Origin of the sequence: Methylobacterium sp. EM32 (assembly GCF_040593685.1) — a bacterium.
Classification (GTDB): domain Bacteria; phylum Pseudomonadota; class Alphaproteobacteria; order Rhizobiales; family Beijerinckiaceae; genus Methylobacterium.
Window position 1 is genome coordinate 1 of the sequence record NZ_JBEXZS010000166.1, and the last position, 15724, is coordinate 15724.

The window sequence follows — 15724 nt, forward strand, 5'->3', positions numbered from 1 at the left end:
CGGCGGTTTGAGCCCGCGGCGGTTTGAGCCCGCGGCGGTTTGAGCCCGCGGCGGTTTGAGCCCGCGGCGGTTTGAGCCCGCGGCGGTTTGAGCCCGCCGCGGACGATACTCGACGCTCCTGTCCCGGCGCAGCAGGAACCTGGGGCGTGGGGAACGGTTCGACACCGCAAGGCAGCCGCCGATCGCGCCAGACATCCGGGATCGCCAGACCCCCTCGTCTTCGGAGTTCGCTCGTCATGCCCGTCTATCGCCTGCTCTCCGCCTCTCGCGACCGACGCGAGGCCCTCCCGCTCCACCACCTGTCGATCGAGGCGCCGACGGTGCGCCACGCCGCCGCCCGGGTGCTCGGACGGGCCGACGAGGTCTTCGGCGACAGGACCGGCGAGGCCTGGCTCGTCACCGAGGACGGCGCCCGGGTCTGGAGCGTGAGCCTCGACGCCGCGGAGATCGAGGCCTCCGCCTCGGGCCTGATCCCGGCCTGACACCTGCCGCGCCTTGCCTTGCCGCGCCTTGCTGGCGCCGCAAGCGCCGCGCATCGGGACGGCCCCGAGGCCCGTTCCGAGATCCCCGATTCGATGAGAGCCCTGCTTCCGGGCGCCGTGATCGGCGTCGCTTTGGTCGCCAATCCGGCCGCCGCCGACTGGCGCTACTGCCTCGCCCGCGCCCCGTCCGGCACCGTCTACCTGTCGACCCCGTTCTCGACCGTCGCGGCGATGCCGGCGCTCGACGCCGCCTTCGGGCGCATGCTCGACCGGACCAAGCGCCCCCACGATCCCGTCCAGTGCCCCCGGGCCGACGATGCCGCCTCCCTGCGGGCGATGCGACACACCGCCTTGCGATACAACCGCGAGGACGGAAAGACCGTGATCGAGCTCGACTGGACGCCCGACCGCGACGCCGCCGCCAAGCAATAGGCACGTTTCCGGAGCCTGAGTGATAGGCCTCCACCGATTTCACGCCCACCGCGTCATTCCGGGCTCCGCTGCGCGGCCACGGAATGACGCGGTGGGTTCGAAGACGGCCTGAGCGAGGCGGACAGGTTCCCGCGCGCATGGCCGCCCCGCGCCGGCCGCGCTTCGGCTCCGATCGTTAGCATCCTATCTATGAGGTCGACAAAGAATCGGCCCGACTGGCGGCGATGCGACGCGACCTCCTGCAATCCCTCACCCTGACCCTGCTCCAGGCCGGACGCGTCTGGCGCCGAGCCGCCGACGAGGTCGTGACCGCCTACGGCCTGACCGAGGCGACGGCTTTGCCGCTGCTGCTGATCGGGCGGCTCGGCGGCGACCTGCGCCAGACCACGCTGGCCGACGCGCTCGGCGTTGAGGGGCCGAGCCTGGTGCGCCTCCTCGATCAGCTCTGTGAGGCCGGCCTCGTCACCCGCCGGGAGGACCCGACCGACCGTCGCGCCAAGGTGCTGCACCTGACGGCGGAGGGCCGGGCCCGCGCGACCGCGATCGAGGCGCGGTTCGACACCCTGCGCGAGGCGGTTTTTACCGATGTCGGCGACGACGACCTGCGGGCGGCCCTGAAAGTGATGCACGCGCTCCAGGCCGGGGGCCCGCGCGGTGCGAGCCTGACCTGCGGGCCCGACGACGCGCCGGTGCCCCGCCCGGCCGCCGGAGGACGCGCCTGATGCTGCCCGGCTGGCGCCAATGGCTGTTCGCCCTCAAGATCAGCGGGGCGGCGCTCCTCGCCCTCGGCATCGCGCTCTGGGTCGACCTGCCGCGGCCGTACTGGGCGATGGCGACCGTCTACATCACCATGCAGCCGCTCTCCGGCGCCACCCGCTCGAAGGCCTTGTACCGGGTGGTCGGCACGCTGATCGGCGTCGCCATGGCGGTCGTCCTGGTGCCGCCGCTCGTCAACGCCCCGGAGGTGCTGACGCTGGCCCTGGCGCTGTGGACCGCCGGCTGCCTCTACCTCTCGCTTCTCGACCGCTCGCCGCGGGCCTACCTGTTCATGCTCGCCGGCTACACCGCGGCGCTGATCGGCTTTCCGGCGGTGACGAGCCCGGAGACCATCTTCGACACCGCGGTGTCGCGGGCCGAGGAGATCACCCTCGGCATCCTCTGCGCCTCGCTGGTCGCGAGCCTCGTCTTTCCTGAGCCCGTCGGCCCGGTCCTCGCCGCCCGGGTCGGCGCCTGGCTCAAAGAGGCCGGACGCTGGACCGGCGACGTGCTCTCGCGGGTCGGCGAGGAACCGGCGACCCGGGCGCGGCGCCTGCGCCTGGCGGCGGAGGCGGCGGAGATCGACGCGCTCTCGACGCACCTCGCCTACGACACCTCGGCCCAGAGCCGGGCGGCGCCGCTGGTGCAACTCCTGCGCGGCCGGATGCTGATGCTGCTGCCGGTCCTCTCCTCCCTCGCCGACCGGATCGCGGCCCTGAACGATCTCTCGGGCCTCACGCCCGATTTGCGCCGGCTCCTCGCCGACGTCGAGGCGTGGTCGGCGGCCGACGCTCCCGCCGTCGAGGCCGACGCGCTCCTCGCCCGCATCGAGGCCGCCGACCGTCCGCTCTCCCCGCACACCTCCTGGGCCGCCCTGGTACGGGCGAGCCTGATCGACCGCCTGCGCGAATTGGTGGCGATCGGCCGGGACTGCCGGGCGCTGCAGGACGGGATCGCGCGCGGCGACGGCGCCTTGCGCGAGCCGCTGGCCTATGCGGGCGAGTTCGGCGGCCGCGCGCCGCGTCACCGCGACCACGGCATGGCTTTGCGCTCCGCCCTCGGCGTGTTCTTGGCCATCGTCGCCTGCGTGGTGGTGTGGATCGCCACCGCCTGGCCCGACGGCGCCACCGCGGCGATGATGGGCGCGGTGCTGTGCTGCCTGTTCGCGACTCAGGACGATCCGGCCCCGGCGATCCTGAGCTTCGCCACCTGGACCGGCATCGCGGCGGCGGCGATCGGCGTGCTCCTGTTTGGCGTGATGCCGCTGGTGCACGACTTCGTCAGCCTGGCGCTCGTGCTGGCCCCGGCCCTGGTCCTGTGCGGCCTGCTGATGACCTCTCCGAAAACCCTGCCGGTGGGCCTGGCGCTCGGCGTCAACGGCAACGCCCTCCTGGCGATCCAGGACCGCTACACCTCGGAATTCGGCGCTTACGTCAATTCGGGCATCGCCCTCGTCGGCGGCATCTGGCTCGCCGCGATCGTGACGCGGCTAGTGCGCTCGGTCGGTGCCGAGCACGGCGCCCGCCGGCTCGTCGCGGCGAGCCGCGCCGACCTCGCCCGGGCGGCGCGCCGGCGCGGGCACGGCGACCGGGCCGCCTTCGCCCACCTGATGCTCGACCGCCTCGGCCTCCTGGTGCCGCGGCTGGCAGCCAGCGGGCCCGACAGCGATCTCGCCCGGATCGACACCCTGGCGGCGCTCCGGGTCGGCATGAACCTTGTCTCGCTGCGGCGCGCCCGCCACGGCCTGCCGCCTGAGGCGGTCGCTCCCCTCGATGCCGCCCTCGACGGGGTGGCGGGCCATTACGAGGGGCCGCGCGGCCCGGCCCCGGACGACCTGCTCCGCCGCATCGACGTGGCGCTCGCGAGCGTCGAGGCATCCGGGGGCCCCGGCCGGCGCGACGCGCTGCTGGGCCTCGTGGGCCTGCGCCGCGCCCTGTTTCCCGAGGCGCCGCCGCCCGGCGCCGCCCTGCCGGCGCGGGAGGCCGCCTGATGACTGACATCGACCTCTACGGCGTCTTCGTGCCGGCCCTGCTGGTCTGGGCCCTCGTCGCTGTCCTGGTCAGCCTCGTCTTACGCCGGCTGATCGGTGCGCTCGGGCTCTACCGGCTGGTCTGGCACCGGCCGCTCTTCGACCTCTGCCTCACCCTCGTGTGCCTCGGCGTCGTCGTGTCGCTCGCCGGCCGCCTGACCTGAAGACTTGACTCATGACCCGCGCGCTCGCCTTCCTCGGCCGCTTCGCCGTCACCGCCGCCATGCTGGTGCTCGCCCTCGTCGTCGGGACGGCGCTCTGGGATTACTACCTCGAGGCTCCCTGGACCCGCGACGGGCGGGTGCGGGCGGAGGTCGTCGGCGTCGCCCCCGACGTCTCGGGGCTGGTGCGCGACGTTGAGGTGCGGGACAACCAGCGGGTCAAGCGCGGCGACGTGCTGTTCCGCATCGATCCCGACCGCTTCGCCCTGGCCTTGCGGCAGGCCGAGGCCGTGGTGGCCGGCCGCAAGGCGAACCTGGTCCAGGCCGAGGCGGATCTGGCCCGCTACCGCCAGCTCAGCGACAACGTCGTGTCGCAGCAGAAGCTGGAGGCGACGCTCGCCGCCGAGCAGAGCGCCCGGGCCGCCTACGACCAGGCCGTGGCCGACCGCGACCTCGCGAAGCTCAACCTCGACCGCTCCGAGGTCCGCGCCTCGGTCAATGGCCGCATCAGCAATCTCGAGTTGCGCCCCGGCGCCTATGTGGGCGTCGGCAAGGCGGTGATGGCGCTGGTCGACGGCGACACCCTGCACGTCCAGGGCTACTTCGAGGAGACGAAGCTCGACCGGATCCATCCCGGCGACCCGGTCACCGTGCGGCTGATGGGCGAAGACCACGACGTCACCGGCAAGGTCGAGAGCGTCGCTGCCGGCATCGAGGACCGGGAGCGCAGCGCCGGCGCGTCGCTGCTCGCCAACGTCAACCCGACCTTCGCCTGGGTGCGCCTCGCCCAGCGCGTGCCGGTGCGGATCACGCTGGATTCCACCGTCGACCGCGACCGCCTCACCGTCGGGCGCACCGCCACCGTGGTGGTGCATCCCCGCGGCGAGCGGCCGGCGGTCCGGCCGTTCGATGGTCTGCACAATCTCGGCCTGCGCGACGGCTGGGAGGCGCTGAAGGCCACGCTGCCAGCGCGCCGGAGCTGACGAAGACGGTTATCCCGATCAAGTCCGGTTTTGGTCATGAAAGGGATAACGCTTTTCTTTTCAATGGCCTGATGAGGCGAAACAGCGTAGGATCGCGCGACGGGCAGCCCGATCCGAAGCGCAGATGGCCGATTTCACCGACTGGACGCACGAGCAGGTCCGCCAGTTCGTCGATGCCGAGCAGGTCTTCGCCGCCTACCAGGCGGCCAGGACCGAGCTTGCCCAGCGCTTCGCCGGGTCGATGGCCTGGAAGACGGTACGCGGGCACCAGTATCTCTACCGCAAGCGGAGGGCGGCCTGGTCCTCCCTCGGACCCCGCAGCCCCGAGACCGAGGCCGCCCACGCGGCCTTCCACGACGGCCGGGCGCGGCTGAAGCAGCGCCTCTCCGACCTCGCCCGGCGCCTCGACGCGATGGCCCCGGTGAATCGCGCCTTCGGCCTCGGACGGATGCCGGTCGTTGCGGCGCGCGCCTTGCGGGCTTTCGCGGCGGCGGGGCTCCTCGGTGCCGGCATCCGGGTCGTCGGCACCCACGCCCTCTTCGCCTACGAGCGCATGGCCGGCCTCCGCATCGACAGCGGCCATCTCGCCACCGGCGACATCGACCTCCTGTTCGACGCCCGCGCCCGCCTGAGCCTCGTCGCCGAGGCCCTGCCGGGGGGCGACCTGGGGCGGGAGGGGTTGATGGGCCTCCTGCGCAGCGTCGACAGGTCGTTCACGCCGACGGGGGCTCAGAGCTTCCGGGCCGTGAACCGGGACGGCTTCATGGTCGACCTGATCCAGCCGCTGCCGACGGACCGCATGGCGCGCAGCCCCCGCAGCCGGATCGGAACCTCGCCGGAGGATCTCAGCGCCGTCGAGATCGAGGGGCTGATCTGGCTCGCCAACAGCCCGAAGGTGCGCGCGGTCACGATCGATTCCCGCGGCTACCCGGTCGGCCTCGTGGTGCCCGACCCCCGGGCTTTCGCGCTCCACAAGGCCTGGCTCGCTGCCCGGGACGACCGCGACCCGCTGAAGCGCGGGCGCGACGCGGGCCAGGCGCGCCTCGTCGCCGGCCTCGTCGCCGCGCGCCTGCCGCACCTCTCCTTCGACGATCCGGCTCTCGGCGCGATCCCGCGCTCCTTGCGCGACCGGGCCGGCGAGATCCTGCCCGAACCGGACGGAACGCGGGACTCCATCGAGCCGGACTGGTGACGGCTCACACCGCCAGCGCGAGACAGGCCAGCCCGGCCGCCAGCCCCCACAGCAGCCCGCAGGCCCGCCGGTACAGCACCAGCGCCCGCCGGATGTCGGCGGCATCGGCCTCGGGCCGTCCCTATCCCATTCAGGCATCCCCGGCTCGCATACAGCCGGGCTCGTGCTGGTCCGCCCCGAGCGGACCGCCCAGGATTCCACTGGCCGAGCGGGCGACGCTCAGCGCGGCAAACAGCAGCTGGATCTGATTTTTGGCGTCGCGTAGGGTCGTCGACCAGGGCTCCAGCATCCCTTCAAGCGAGGCAGCCGGTATCCCAAGCTCCTATCATCTCACCCTCCGATCGGAGCCTGGGTCTACAACTGAAATGCGCCTAAGACAAAGACCTAGAGCAGCGTCCGATTGCTCGGTCGCCACCGATCTTTTGCTTGACCATGCCCGGTGTTGTGTTAATGATACGAGCAAGTTGTTGGGGGGTCATAGTGGCATTAAACGTCGAGTGGCAGGCCTAGCGCGCTCGTTGTCGCTAAGAAGTACTACGGAGTCTTTTGTGCAAAACGCTGAGATATGGAAAAGCTTCGATCAGGTATACTGCCTTACTCTTGAGGGAGATCTGGAACGTCAGCGGCACGCATCAGCTGAATTGTGCTCGGTCGGTCTGTATGGCTTCAGGTTTATCGACGGCATAAAGGCTGAGTCTGACGCTGTCCACAATGCTTACCGAACAGGCATGGTCAAAGCGTTCCCGCCGTGCTTTCGATGCGGGCTCATCAGTTGCGGTAGCGACGATTGTAATAACCTTCTGATCGAATCGCAGGTTGGCTGCTTTTTAAGCTTTCTCAAGATATTCCAAATTGCTGTTGCTTCCGGTTCGAACACGTTCCTTGTTTTTGAAGATGATCTTAAGTTCTTTGACTACACGCCAGCACTCGCGACTGCCGCACTTGCGCAATCGCAGCTAGATAAACTCGGTCTGTTTTCCGAAGATCCATGTCTTGTTGGGCTTGGGCGCGGACTGGCACCGAATGAAGTACCATCGTTCGATGGAGACTTCGTATTCATCCAGCGACGAAAGATTCCGCAAAATCCAGGCTTTGCCTTCAACCGGGCTTTTGCCATAATGGCTTTAGAACGGTTTGATAAAATAAATCATACAAGTGACGTATACATTCATTTTCAGATTTCGGATCATGCCCGGCATTATAGTTTGAATCCGCCGTTTTCATATGAGTTATCAACATCTATTGGAACGCTATCTTCAAAGATACATCCGAAGCAGGTGGCTTTCGAAAATACGATGAATTCCGAAGCTATGAGGGCCAGCGAGAAACAAGCGTTCGATCGGCACCTCAAGCACGTGAAGCGGATACCGCTCGCGGTGCTCGGTGCACCGCGTGGCGGAACAAAGTACATGGCCTCTACGCTTAAGTCGTGCGGCCTAGATGTTGGTCACGAAGTAATTGGTGAAGACGGAATTTGTAGTTGGCTCTTTGCTGTGTCAGATACCGATTTGCCATTCGGAGAAGGGCTTTACGCCCGGAACTCCAAATTTGTATTCGCGGACATGACAATTGCGGTGATCCGCTCGTCGCCACAAGCAATATTTTCTACTCAGTTGGAGAATTGCAAAAATATTCAATCGTTCTGTTTCAGAAAGCGCTGGATAAAGACGTTGCTCGATGTAGATGTTGAGGCATTCGCTACCGATTTTGAGCAGGCATTGGCAACATATGTCTTCTGGCATAGAATTATTATGGCGCGACGACCAGTTGCCTGGATTAAACTAGAGCGTGCTGCAGAAGATCTGCAACGCCTCTTCGCTGGCAAGCTCATTGAAAAGCGGCAAGATGTCGATCTGACATCGCTTCGCGATCCCGTGAATGCTCGCAAGGCATATTTCGGACAACATTATGATTCAATCGTTGGTGATTTTGCCGCAAGTCTTAGAAGTGCAGATCCTTTCCTGAGAAAGAGTTACGATCAGTTAAGAGGCGAGCTGTTCACGGTATTTGAAGGTAATTAAGGAGGCTCTCTAGGTGTATGGTCTCAAAATGAGATGGTGCGGGCCAACATCTCATTTTGAGCGCATCTGAAACCCTCCGACGATCGAAGCAGGCTCTCACACCGTCAGCGCGAGACAGGCCAACCCCGCCGCCAGCCCCCACAGCAGCCCGCAGGCCCGCCGGTACAGCACCAGCGCCCGCCGGATGTCGGCGGCATCGGCCTCCGCCCGTCCCGATCCCATCCAGGCATCCTCGACCCGCGTGGTGCCGTAGACCCGGGGACCCGCGAGGCGAAGGCCGAGCGCGCCGGCCATCGCGGCCTCAGGGAAGCCGGCATTGGGCGAGCGATGGCGGCCGGCGTCGCGCCGGACCGCGGCGAGCGCCTCCCGGGCGCTGGCCCCCGGGGTCAGGGCGGCGGCGGCGATGACGAGCCCGGCGGTGAGGCGCGAGGCCGGCAGGTTGACGAGGTCGTCGAGGCGGGCGGCGGCCCAGCCGAAGGCCTCGTGGCGGGGCGTGCGATGGCCGATCATGCTGTCGGCGGTATTGATCGCTTTGTAGAGCGCGCCCCCGGCCAGGCCGCCGGCGCCGAGCCAGAAAGCCGGCGCCACGATGCCGTCGGAAAAGTTCTCGGCCAGGCTCTCGATCGCGGCGCGGCAGAGCGCGGCCTCGTCGAGGGTCTCGGGATTGCGCCCGACGATCATCGCCACCGCCCGGCGCCCGCCGGAGAGGCCGTCGCGGTCGAGGTCCTGCGCCACCCGGGCGACGTGGTCGTGCAGGCTGCGCTGGGCCGGCAGGCTCGCGGCGAGCAAGGCGCAGAGGAGGAGGCCGGGCAGAAGTCCGAGCGCCCCGCAGGCGAGCGCGAGGCCCGCCGCCGCGAGGCCGGTCGCCGCGAGGATGAGCCCGAGCGCCAGCACCCCGGCGGCGCGCCGACGCCCATCGGGATCGCCCTCGCGGTTGAGGCGGCGGTCGAGGGCGGCGATCAGGGCGCCGATCCAGGTGACAGGGTGGCCGGCCAGCCTGTAGAGGCGGTCCGGATAGCCGAGCACGGCCTCGACCGCGAGGGCGAGGACGAGCACCGGGAGGCTGTCGGGCGGGTGCAGCAGGGCGGTCATGGCGAGCGAAGGCGAGGAAGGGGCGATCCGGCACGGGGGCGACCTCGGCGAGGCCCGCCGGCTCTTCCCGCAGGCCCCCGGGCCCTGGATCGACCTGTCGACGGGGATCAACCCGATCCCCTATCCGTGGCCGGCGCTGGAGGCCAGCGCCTTCACGCGGCTGCCGGCGCGCGCCGACCTCGCCTCCCTCGAGGACGCGGCGGCGCGGGCCTACGGCGCGGACCCGGCCCACGTCGTTGCCGCCCCCGGCACGCAGGCCCTGATCGACCTGATCCCGCGGCTGCGGCCGCCCGGCCGCGTCGCGGTTCTCGGCCCGACCTATGCCGAGCACGCCGCGTCCTGGGCCCGGGCCGGGCACGCGGTCGCGACGGTGCCGGACCTCGGCCAGGAGGCCCACATGACGGCGACCGACAGGGCGGCGGCCGACGTGGTTGTGGCGGTCAACCCGAACAACCCGGACGGGCGGGTGATCCCGGCCCGCGACCTCGCGGCGGCCTCCGCCCGGCTCGCGGAACGCGGCGGCTGGCTCGTGGTCGACGAGGCTTTCGCGGATCTCGAACCGGTCGAGAGCCTGTGCGGGGCGCCGCCGCCCGGCTGCCTGGTGCTGCGCTCCTTCGGCAAGACCTACGGCCTCGCCGGCCTGCGCCTCGGCTTCGCGGTGGCGGCAGAGCCCCTGATCGGAATGTTGCGCCGCGGGATCGGCCCCTGGGCAGTGTCGGGGCCGGCGATCGCGGTCGGCCGCCACGCGCTCGCGGACGCCGCCTGGCGCCGGGAGGCGGCCGCCGCGCGGGGCCGCGACGCGGCCCGGCTCGACGCGCTGCTCCTGGCCGCCGGCGGCCGGATCGTCGGCGGCACGCGCCTGTTCCGCACCGCCGACTTTGCCGATTCCCCGCCCGATCCCGCCGGCCTGTTCGCGCAGCTCGGCCGCGCCGGGATCTTCGTGCGCCGGTTCGAGGCGGCGCCGGCGCGGCTGCGCTTCGGCCTGCCACCCGACGAGGCGGCCTGGACCCGCCTCGCCGCGGTCCTGCGGGCGCGGTGAGGCGCCATTAAAAAGGCCGAAAACCGCAGCATCCGGTGACCCTGGCCGTCGAGGTCACGCAGGCGGCCGGGCGCCGCACGAGGAATCAGGCAGAATGGACGCGGACGAGGTCAAACGGCGCGACAGGCTCGGCAGCATGATCGCGTTCGCGCGGCGCACCGTGCCCGATCTGCGCCGCAACGCCGAGACGGTCGAGCCGATCTCCCCCGCGGAGCCCCGGGGCCGGCTGCCGGCGCTCCTCAACCCGCTGCGCTGGACCCGCGTCCCGCTCCTGCCCACCGCCAGCGCCCAGAACCGGGTCATGGCCCGGCTGCTGCGCAACATCGGCATCTTCGTGCTGCTGCCGACGGCGGTGGTCGGGATCTACCTGTTCGCCTTCGCCGCCGACCAGTACGTGGTCGAGACCCGCTTCGCCGTCCGCGGCGAGGTCGAGCCGATGGGCAACGTCTCGCTCGGCGAGTTCTCCTCGCTGATCCAGAAGAACAACAGCCAGGACAGCTACATCGTCCAGGAATACATCCAGAGCCAGCCGATGCTGGAGAGCGCCCAGAAGGAGCTCGACGTCGTCAGGATGTTCACCCGCGACGAGGCCGATTTCTGGGCGCGCTATTCCGGCGACAAGCCGATCGAGGAACTGCTCAAGTACTGGCGCAAGCACGTCCAGATTCACATCGATCTGGTCTCCGGCGTGACCACCCTGATCGTGCAGGCCTTCACGCCCGACGATGCCATGGCGATCAGCCGCCACGTCATGGCCCAAGCCGAGGCGCTGATCAACGCGATCTCGTCCCGCGCGCAGCAGGACATGCTCAAGCACAGCCAGGCCGATCTGGCGGCGAGCGAGGAGCGGATGCGCAAGGCCCACCTCTCCTTGCGCGAGTTCCGCAACCGCTGGGGCATCATCGATCCGGCGAAATCGGCCGAGGCGACGATGACCACCCTGCTCTCCCTGCGCAAGGACAAGATCAAGTCGGAGAACGACCTGCAGGTGCTGCGCGGCTCCGGCCTCGACGAGAAGTCGCGCTCGATCCAGACCATCATGGCAAGCCTCAACGCCACCAACCAGCAGATCAAGCAGCTCGAGGACTCGCTGACCAGCGACGGGATGGCGGTCGGCGGCCGGTCCGTCTCGGAGGCGATCCTGGAATACGAGGGGCTGATGGTCGAGCGCACCATCGCCGAGAAGCTGAACGACTCCGCCACCCAGATGCTCGAGCGTGCCCGGGTGGCGGCGAACCGCCAGCACGTCTACCTCGCGGTCTTCGTGCCGCCGAGCCGGCCCGAGCTCTCCACCGTGCCGATGCGCGGGCGGGCCTTGTTCGTCGCCTTCTTCGCCTTCCTGGTGATCTGGGGCTGCAGCAGCCTGCTCATCGCCGGCGTCAAGGACCACAACATGTAAGGGCGGCCCCTCCGGGCCTTCGGTCCCGGCCCGAGCAGACTTGCGTTGGCGGGCCAACGCTTGGTCCGCGTGAGCATTTTCCGACGAAGCGGATACCGGTTCGTCGAAGAAAATGCGGCAAAATCAGACCTGGAGAGCTTCGCGATTGCAGCGCGATCGTGAAGTGCTCTAGGCATTTGTTTTGTCGTAGATTTTTGTCGCAAAACCGGCAACCGCTTTTGCGAAATCCGCTTCGGTCGTGCGATGAAGCGGGTCGGGGCGCCGCACGGAGCGCCCGCGACGCGTCAGGACGAGCCATACCCCGATGTCCGATTTCACGGACCTGGTCGCCCGGGCCGTCTCCCCGGCGATGAGCCGCGAGGAGCGCGAGGCGGTCTACCAGGTGGTCAAGCAGGCCATGCGCCGGCTCCAGGAGCGCGAGAACCTGCAGCCCGACGATCCCCGCGCCCGGCTCCAGGAGCACCTCGTCGAGGAGACCATCCGCGACGTCGAGGCGCTGGTCACCCGCTACCTCGCCCGCCAGACCATCCTGGAGGCCGAGCGCGCCAACGCGGCGGCCAACGCCGCCGCGGCGGCCGACATGTAGGTCGAGACGTTCACGCCTCCTCGGTCAGGCGCTTGAGCGAGGTCTGGAGCGCGTCGCCGCCGAGCAGCAGCGCCCGCGACAAGTCCGCCAGGGTGACCCAGCCGGTCACGCGCCCGCCCGCATCCCGCACCGGCAGGCGCCGGACGTGGTGGGCGGCCATCAGGTCGAGGGCGGTGCGCACAGGATCGGTCTCGGTGCAGGACACGACCGGGCGCGACAGCACCTCGCTGACCCGCAGGCTGCCCGGATCGAGCCCCTTGGCGACCACCCGGTAGAGGATGTCCCGGTCGGTGATCACGCCGTCGAGGGCATCCGCCGTGCCGACCGGCAGGGCGCCGACGTCGAGCTCGCCCATCAGGACCGCGGCCTCCTGCACCGGCGCCTCGCCGGGGATGAACTCCACGTCCCTGCTCATCACGTCCGCGACCGTCGCGCTCATCGTGCCTCCTCGGTGACCCCGGCCTTCCGGCAACCCGCGGCGGCGCCCGCGGCTCCGGATCGCGGCGCAATTCCTGCCGGTAAAATTGCACCAGTGAAATTTTGACGACGGGACGGGAGCTTGGGCGAGGGCCGGCGCGTTCAGCCCACAGTCAGGCTTCTCGCCTCCGGGATCGTCGAACGCCCCCATGAACATGGAACTCACGTCCAAGCCCGCTCCGGAAGCCCCGGCGGCCTCGCCGCTCGCCCGGCGCACCTCGCCCGTCTCGCGCATCAGCGAGGGACAGCCCTTCCCCCTGGGCGCCACCTGGGACGGCCTCGGCGTCAACTTCGCGCTGTTCTCCGCGCACGCCACCAAGGTCGAATTGTGCCTGTTCGACGAGTCCGGCGAGACCGAGATCGAGCGGATCGCCCTGCCCGAATACACCGACGAGGTCTGGCACGGCTACCTGCCCGACGCCCGCCCCGGCACGATCTACGCCTACCGGGTTCACGGCCCCTACGAGCCGGAAGCCGGCCACCGCTTCAACCCGAACAAGCTGCTCCTCGATCCCTACGCCAAGGCGCTGGTCGGTTCCGTGACCTGGAACCCGGCGCTCTTCGGCTACGTGATGGAGAGCGGCGACGACACCACCTTCGACGCCCGCGACAGCGCCCCCTTCACCCGCAAGTGCCGGGTGATCGACCCCGCCTTCACCTGGGGCCGCGACCAGAAGCCGAACGTGCCGTGGGACAAGACGGTCTTCTACGAGACCCACGTCAAGGGCTTCACCAAGCTGCACCCGGCGGTGCCCGAGCGCCTGCGCGGCACCTATGCGGGCCTCGGCACCCCTGAGGTGCTGGAATACATCCGCAGCCTCGGCGTCACCTCGGTCGAGCTGCTGCCGATCCACTCCTTCGTCAACGACAGCTACCTGCTCGAGAAGGACCTGGTGAATTACTGGGGGTACAACACCCTCTCGTTCTTCGCCCCCGCCCGCCGCTACGCCGCCGTGCCGGACTTCGCTTTCTCCGAGTTCAAGGAGATGGTGGCGCGCATGCACGGCGCCGGCCTCGAGGTGATCCTCGACGTGGTCTACAACCACACCGCCGAGGGCAACGAGAAGGGCCCGACCCTGTCGTTCAAGGGCATCGACAACGCCTCGTACTACCGGCTGCTGCCGGACCAGAAGCGCTACTACATCAACGACACCGGCACCGGGAACACCGTCAACCTCTCGCATCCGCGGGTGCTGCAGATGGTGACGGACTCGCTCCGCTACTGGGCGACCGAGATGCGGGTCGACGGCTTCCGCTTCGATCTCGCGACGATCCTCGGCCGCGAGCCCTACGGCTTCGACGAGGGCGGCGGCTTCCTCGATTCCTGCCGCCAGGACCCGGTGCTCTCCTCGGTCAAGCTCATCGCCGAGCCGTGGGATTGCGGCCCGGGCGGCTATCAGGTCGGTGGCTTCCCGCCCGGCTGGGCCGAGTGGAACGACCGCTTCCGGGACGAGGTGCGCGGCTACTGGAAGGGCGACGAGGGCCTCTTGCCGGCGCTCGCCTCGCGCCTCACCGGCTCGGCCGACAAGTTCAACAAGCGCGGCCGGCGCCCCTGGGCCTCGGTGAACTTCATCACCGCCCATGACGGCTTCACCCTCGCCGACACCGTCTCGTACAACGAGAAGCACAATGCGGCGAACGGCGAGGACAACCGGGACGGCCACTCCCACAACCTGTCCTACAATTACGGCGCCGAGGGGCCGACCGACGATCCCGAGATCAAGGCGGTGCGCCTGCGCCAGATGCGCAACCTGCTGGCGACCCTGCTCCTGTCGCGCGGCACCCCGATGCTGCTCGCCGGCGACGAGTTCGCCCGCACCCAGCGCGGCAACAACAACGCCTATTGCCAGGACAACGAGATCTCCTGGATCGACTGGGAGGGGATCGGCGAGGACGAGCGGGACCTGGCGGAATTCACCCAGCGCCTGCTGATCCTGCGCCGGTCCCTGCCGATGCTGAGCCGCGGGCGCTTCCTCACCGGGGCCTACGACGCCGAGCTCGGCGTCAAGGACGTGAGCTGGCTCACCGCGGCCGGGACCGAGATGACCCCGGAGAACTGGAACGACGGCGGCGCCCGCTCGCTCGCCGTGGTCCTCGACGGCCGGGCGCAGACGAGCGGCATCCACCGGCGCGGGGGCGAGGCGACCCTGATGATCCTGTTCAACGCCTATCACGACGTGGTGGAGTTCACCCTGCCGGAGGTGGTCGGGGGCGATGCCTGGATGCGGGTGCTCGACACCAACCTGCCCGACACCCAGGATCTCGCCCGGTTCGCCGTCGGCGATAGCTACGCGGTCACCGGCCGCTCGATGCTGATGTTCGTGCTGCGGCCTACCGACCCGGACCATGCCAGCGAGACCTGGCGCTCCTACCAGCACGTGATCCAGGCCTTCGAGCGGGCGGAATCCGAGAGCGTCGCGTTCGGGTTGCCGCACAAGGGGTGACATCCGGGCGGGCCGGCCCACTTTGAGTCGGGCCCGGGAGACAGCGCCCGTCCTCAGCGTCAGCGGGGACGGGCGCGTATGAGGGCCTGTCGAACAGGCGCGATGCCACGGGGCGGCCGGACAGGCCGCCAACGATGTCTCGCGCGAGCGTGGAGTGGGGGCGGTGGCGAAGATCCTTCTCGTCGAGGACCATGAGGAAATCTGGGATTTCCTCTCCCGGCGGCTCAAGCGGCGGGGCTACGAGGTGGTGCTCGCCCATGACGGTGAGGAAGGTGTGATGAAGGCCCGCACCAGCCGGCCCGACATCATCTTGCTCGACATGAACCTGCCGGTGCTCGACGGCTGGTCGGCGGCCCGCGCGCTCAAGTCCGACGCCGAGACCGCCCGGATCCCGATCATCGCGCTCACCGCCCACGCCATGTCGGGCGACCGCGAGAAGGTGATCCAGGCCGGCTGCGACGACTACCACCCGAAGCCCGTCGATTTCTCGAAGCTCCTGACCCAGATCGGCGCCGCCCTCGGCACGCCGTCCGCGCCCTGAAGGCCCGGCGCCGACCGGAAGACCGAACGTAGACCGGCGCTGCGGCGCCGGACACCCCGCGTCGACGCGAGGGCATGAAGGGTTAGAGAG

The 15724-nt window shown here is 69.2% G+C and carries 15 protein-coding genes; 13 read left to right on the forward strand and 2 right to left on the reverse strand.

The genetic code is table 11. The features are described 5' to 3' along the window. Positions 1 to 236: 236 nt before the first annotated feature. From ABZT49_RS21285 to ABZT49_RS21320, 8 genes are all read left to right on the forward strand, one after another. Positions 237 to 482, forward strand: coding sequence for a hypothetical protein (locus ABZT49_RS21285; protein ID WP_355288737.1), 246 nt, complete (start codon positions 237 to 239; stop codon positions 480 to 482). 93 nt (positions 483 to 575) lie between these two features. Further along, complete coding sequence (locus ABZT49_RS21290; RefSeq protein ID WP_355288738.1) at positions 576 to 914, forward strand: hypothetical protein; 339 nt, start codon at positions 576 to 578, stop codon at positions 912 to 914. 224 nt (positions 915 to 1138) lie between these two features. Further along, the gene (locus ABZT49_RS21295) at positions 1139 to 1636 is read left to right on the forward strand and encodes a MarR family transcriptional regulator (RefSeq protein ID WP_355288740.1); all 498 of its coding nucleotides are present in this window, start codon (positions 1139 to 1141) and stop codon (positions 1634 to 1636) included. Continuing rightward, the gene (locus ABZT49_RS21300; RefSeq protein WP_355288905.1) at positions 1633 to 3660 is read left to right on the forward strand and encodes an FUSC family protein; all 2028 of its coding nucleotides are present in this window, start codon (positions 1633 to 1635) and stop codon (positions 3658 to 3660) included. The genes ABZT49_RS21295 and ABZT49_RS21300 overlap by 4 nt, the downstream gene beginning before the upstream one ends. After that, entirely contained in the window at positions 3660 to 3863 is a 204-nt protein-coding gene (locus ABZT49_RS21305) for a DUF1656 domain-containing protein (protein ID WP_109970424.1), read from the forward strand. The genes ABZT49_RS21300 and ABZT49_RS21305 overlap by 1 nt, the downstream gene beginning before the upstream one ends. A gap of 11 nt (positions 3864 to 3874) precedes the next feature. After that, a complete protein-coding gene (locus tag ABZT49_RS21310) occupies positions 3875 to 4843 on the forward strand; it encodes an HlyD family secretion protein (RefSeq protein WP_355288742.1) in 969 nt (322 codons plus the stop codon). A 124-nt stretch (positions 4844 to 4967) separates the two neighbouring features. Beyond that, positions 4968 to 6035, forward strand: coding sequence for a nucleotidyltransferase domain-containing protein (locus tag ABZT49_RS21315; protein ID WP_355288744.1), 1068 nt, complete (start codon positions 4968 to 4970; stop codon positions 6033 to 6035). 548 nt (positions 6036 to 6583) lie between these two features. Then, complete coding sequence (locus tag ABZT49_RS21320; protein WP_355288746.1) at positions 6584 to 8056, forward strand: glycosyltransferase family 25 protein; 1473 nt, start codon at positions 6584 to 6586, stop codon at positions 8054 to 8056. A gap of 96 nt (positions 8057 to 8152) precedes the next feature. Here ABZT49_RS21320 and cbiB read toward each other — a convergent pair whose 3' ends face one another. Beyond that, positions 8153 to 9148: an adenosylcobinamide-phosphate synthase CbiB gene (cbiB, locus tag ABZT49_RS21325; RefSeq protein ID WP_355288748.1), complete on the reverse strand. Its 996-nt coding sequence runs from the start codon at positions 9146 to 9148 to the stop codon at positions 8153 to 8155. On the opposite strand from cbiB, the gene cobD reads away from it, so the two are divergent. The 3 genes from cobD (at position 9147) to ABZT49_RS21340 (ending at position 12172) form a co-directional block, all read left to right on the forward strand. Next, positions 9147 to 10187: a threonine-phosphate decarboxylase CobD gene (gene cobD / locus ABZT49_RS21330; protein ID WP_355288750.1), complete on the forward strand. Its 1041-nt coding sequence runs from the start codon at positions 9147 to 9149 to the stop codon at positions 10185 to 10187. The two genes, cbiB and cobD, sit on opposite strands and share 2 nt — an antisense overlap. 94 nt (positions 10188 to 10281) lie before the next feature. Next, positions 10282 to 11586 carry a capsule biosynthesis protein gene (locus ABZT49_RS21335; RefSeq protein WP_355288752.1) on the forward strand — a complete coding sequence of 435 codons (1305 nt, stop codon included), beginning with the start codon at positions 10282 to 10284 and terminating at the stop codon, positions 11584 to 11586. 304 nt (positions 11587 to 11890) lie between these two features. Then, on the forward strand, positions 11891 to 12172 hold the full coding sequence (locus tag ABZT49_RS21340; protein WP_355288754.1) for a hypothetical protein: 282 nt from the start codon (positions 11891 to 11893) through the stop codon (positions 12170 to 12172). 10 nt (positions 12173 to 12182) lie between these two features. Here ABZT49_RS21340 and ABZT49_RS21345 read toward each other — a convergent pair whose 3' ends face one another. Next, entirely contained in the window at positions 12183 to 12611 is a 429-nt protein-coding gene (locus ABZT49_RS21345) for a CBS domain-containing protein (protein ID WP_355288756.1), read from the reverse strand. Between the two features lie 187 nt (positions 12612 to 12798). On the opposite strand from ABZT49_RS21345, the gene glgX reads away from it, so the two are divergent. Both glgX and ABZT49_RS21355 read left to right on the forward strand, forming a co-directional pair. After that, positions 12799 to 15093, forward strand: a complete 2295-nt coding sequence (gene glgX / locus ABZT49_RS21350; RefSeq protein ID WP_407943542.1) for a glycogen debranching protein GlgX — start codon at positions 12799 to 12801, stop codon at positions 15091 to 15093. 163 nt (positions 15094 to 15256) lie between these two features. Further along, positions 15257 to 15634: a response regulator gene (locus tag ABZT49_RS21355; protein WP_093569042.1), complete on the forward strand. Its 378-nt coding sequence runs from the start codon at positions 15257 to 15259 to the stop codon at positions 15632 to 15634. Positions 15635 to 15724: the final 90 nt, after the last annotated feature.

What these genes read in the sequence shown, in the direction of transcription:
- ABZT49_RS21295 (WP_355288740.1), top strand. Translation starts at nt 1,139, where the DNA reads ATGCGACGCGACCTCCTGCAATCCCTCACCCTGACCCTGCTCCAGGCC.
- cbiB (WP_355288748.1), bottom strand. Translation starts at nt 9,148, where the DNA reads ATGACCGCCCTGCTGCACCCGCCCGACAGCCTCCCGGTGCTCGTCCTC.
- glgX (WP_407943542.1), top strand. Translation starts at nt 12,799, where the DNA reads ATGAACATGGAACTCACGTCCAAGCCCGCTCCGGAAGCCCCGGCGGCC.
- ABZT49_RS21305 (WP_109970424.1), top strand. Translation starts at nt 3,660, where the DNA reads ATGACTGACATCGACCTCTACGGCGTCTTCGTGCCGGCCCTGCTGGTC.
- ABZT49_RS21335 (WP_355288752.1), top strand. Translation starts at nt 10,282, where the DNA reads ATGGACGCGGACGAGGTCAAACGGCGCGACAGGCTCGGCAGCATGATC.
- ABZT49_RS21345 (WP_355288756.1), bottom strand. Translation starts at nt 12,611, where the DNA reads ATGAGCGCGACGGTCGCGGACGTGATGAGCAGGGACGTGGAGTTCATC.
- ABZT49_RS21340 (WP_355288754.1), top strand. Translation starts at nt 11,891, where the DNA reads ATGTCCGATTTCACGGACCTGGTCGCCCGGGCCGTCTCCCCGGCGATG.
- ABZT49_RS21315 (WP_355288744.1), top strand. Translation starts at nt 4,968, where the DNA reads ATGGCCGATTTCACCGACTGGACGCACGAGCAGGTCCGCCAGTTCGTC.
- ABZT49_RS21285 (WP_355288737.1), top strand. Translation starts at nt 237, where the DNA reads ATGCCCGTCTATCGCCTGCTCTCCGCCTCTCGCGACCGACGCGAGGCC.
- ABZT49_RS21290 (WP_355288738.1), top strand. Translation starts at nt 576, where the DNA reads ATGAGAGCCCTGCTTCCGGGCGCCGTGATCGGCGTCGCTTTGGTCGCC.
- cobD (WP_355288750.1), top strand. Translation starts at nt 9,147, where the DNA reads ATGGCGAGCGAAGGCGAGGAAGGGGCGATCCGGCACGGGGGCGACCTC.
- ABZT49_RS21310 (WP_355288742.1), top strand. Translation starts at nt 3,875, where the DNA reads ATGACCCGCGCGCTCGCCTTCCTCGGCCGCTTCGCCGTCACCGCCGCC.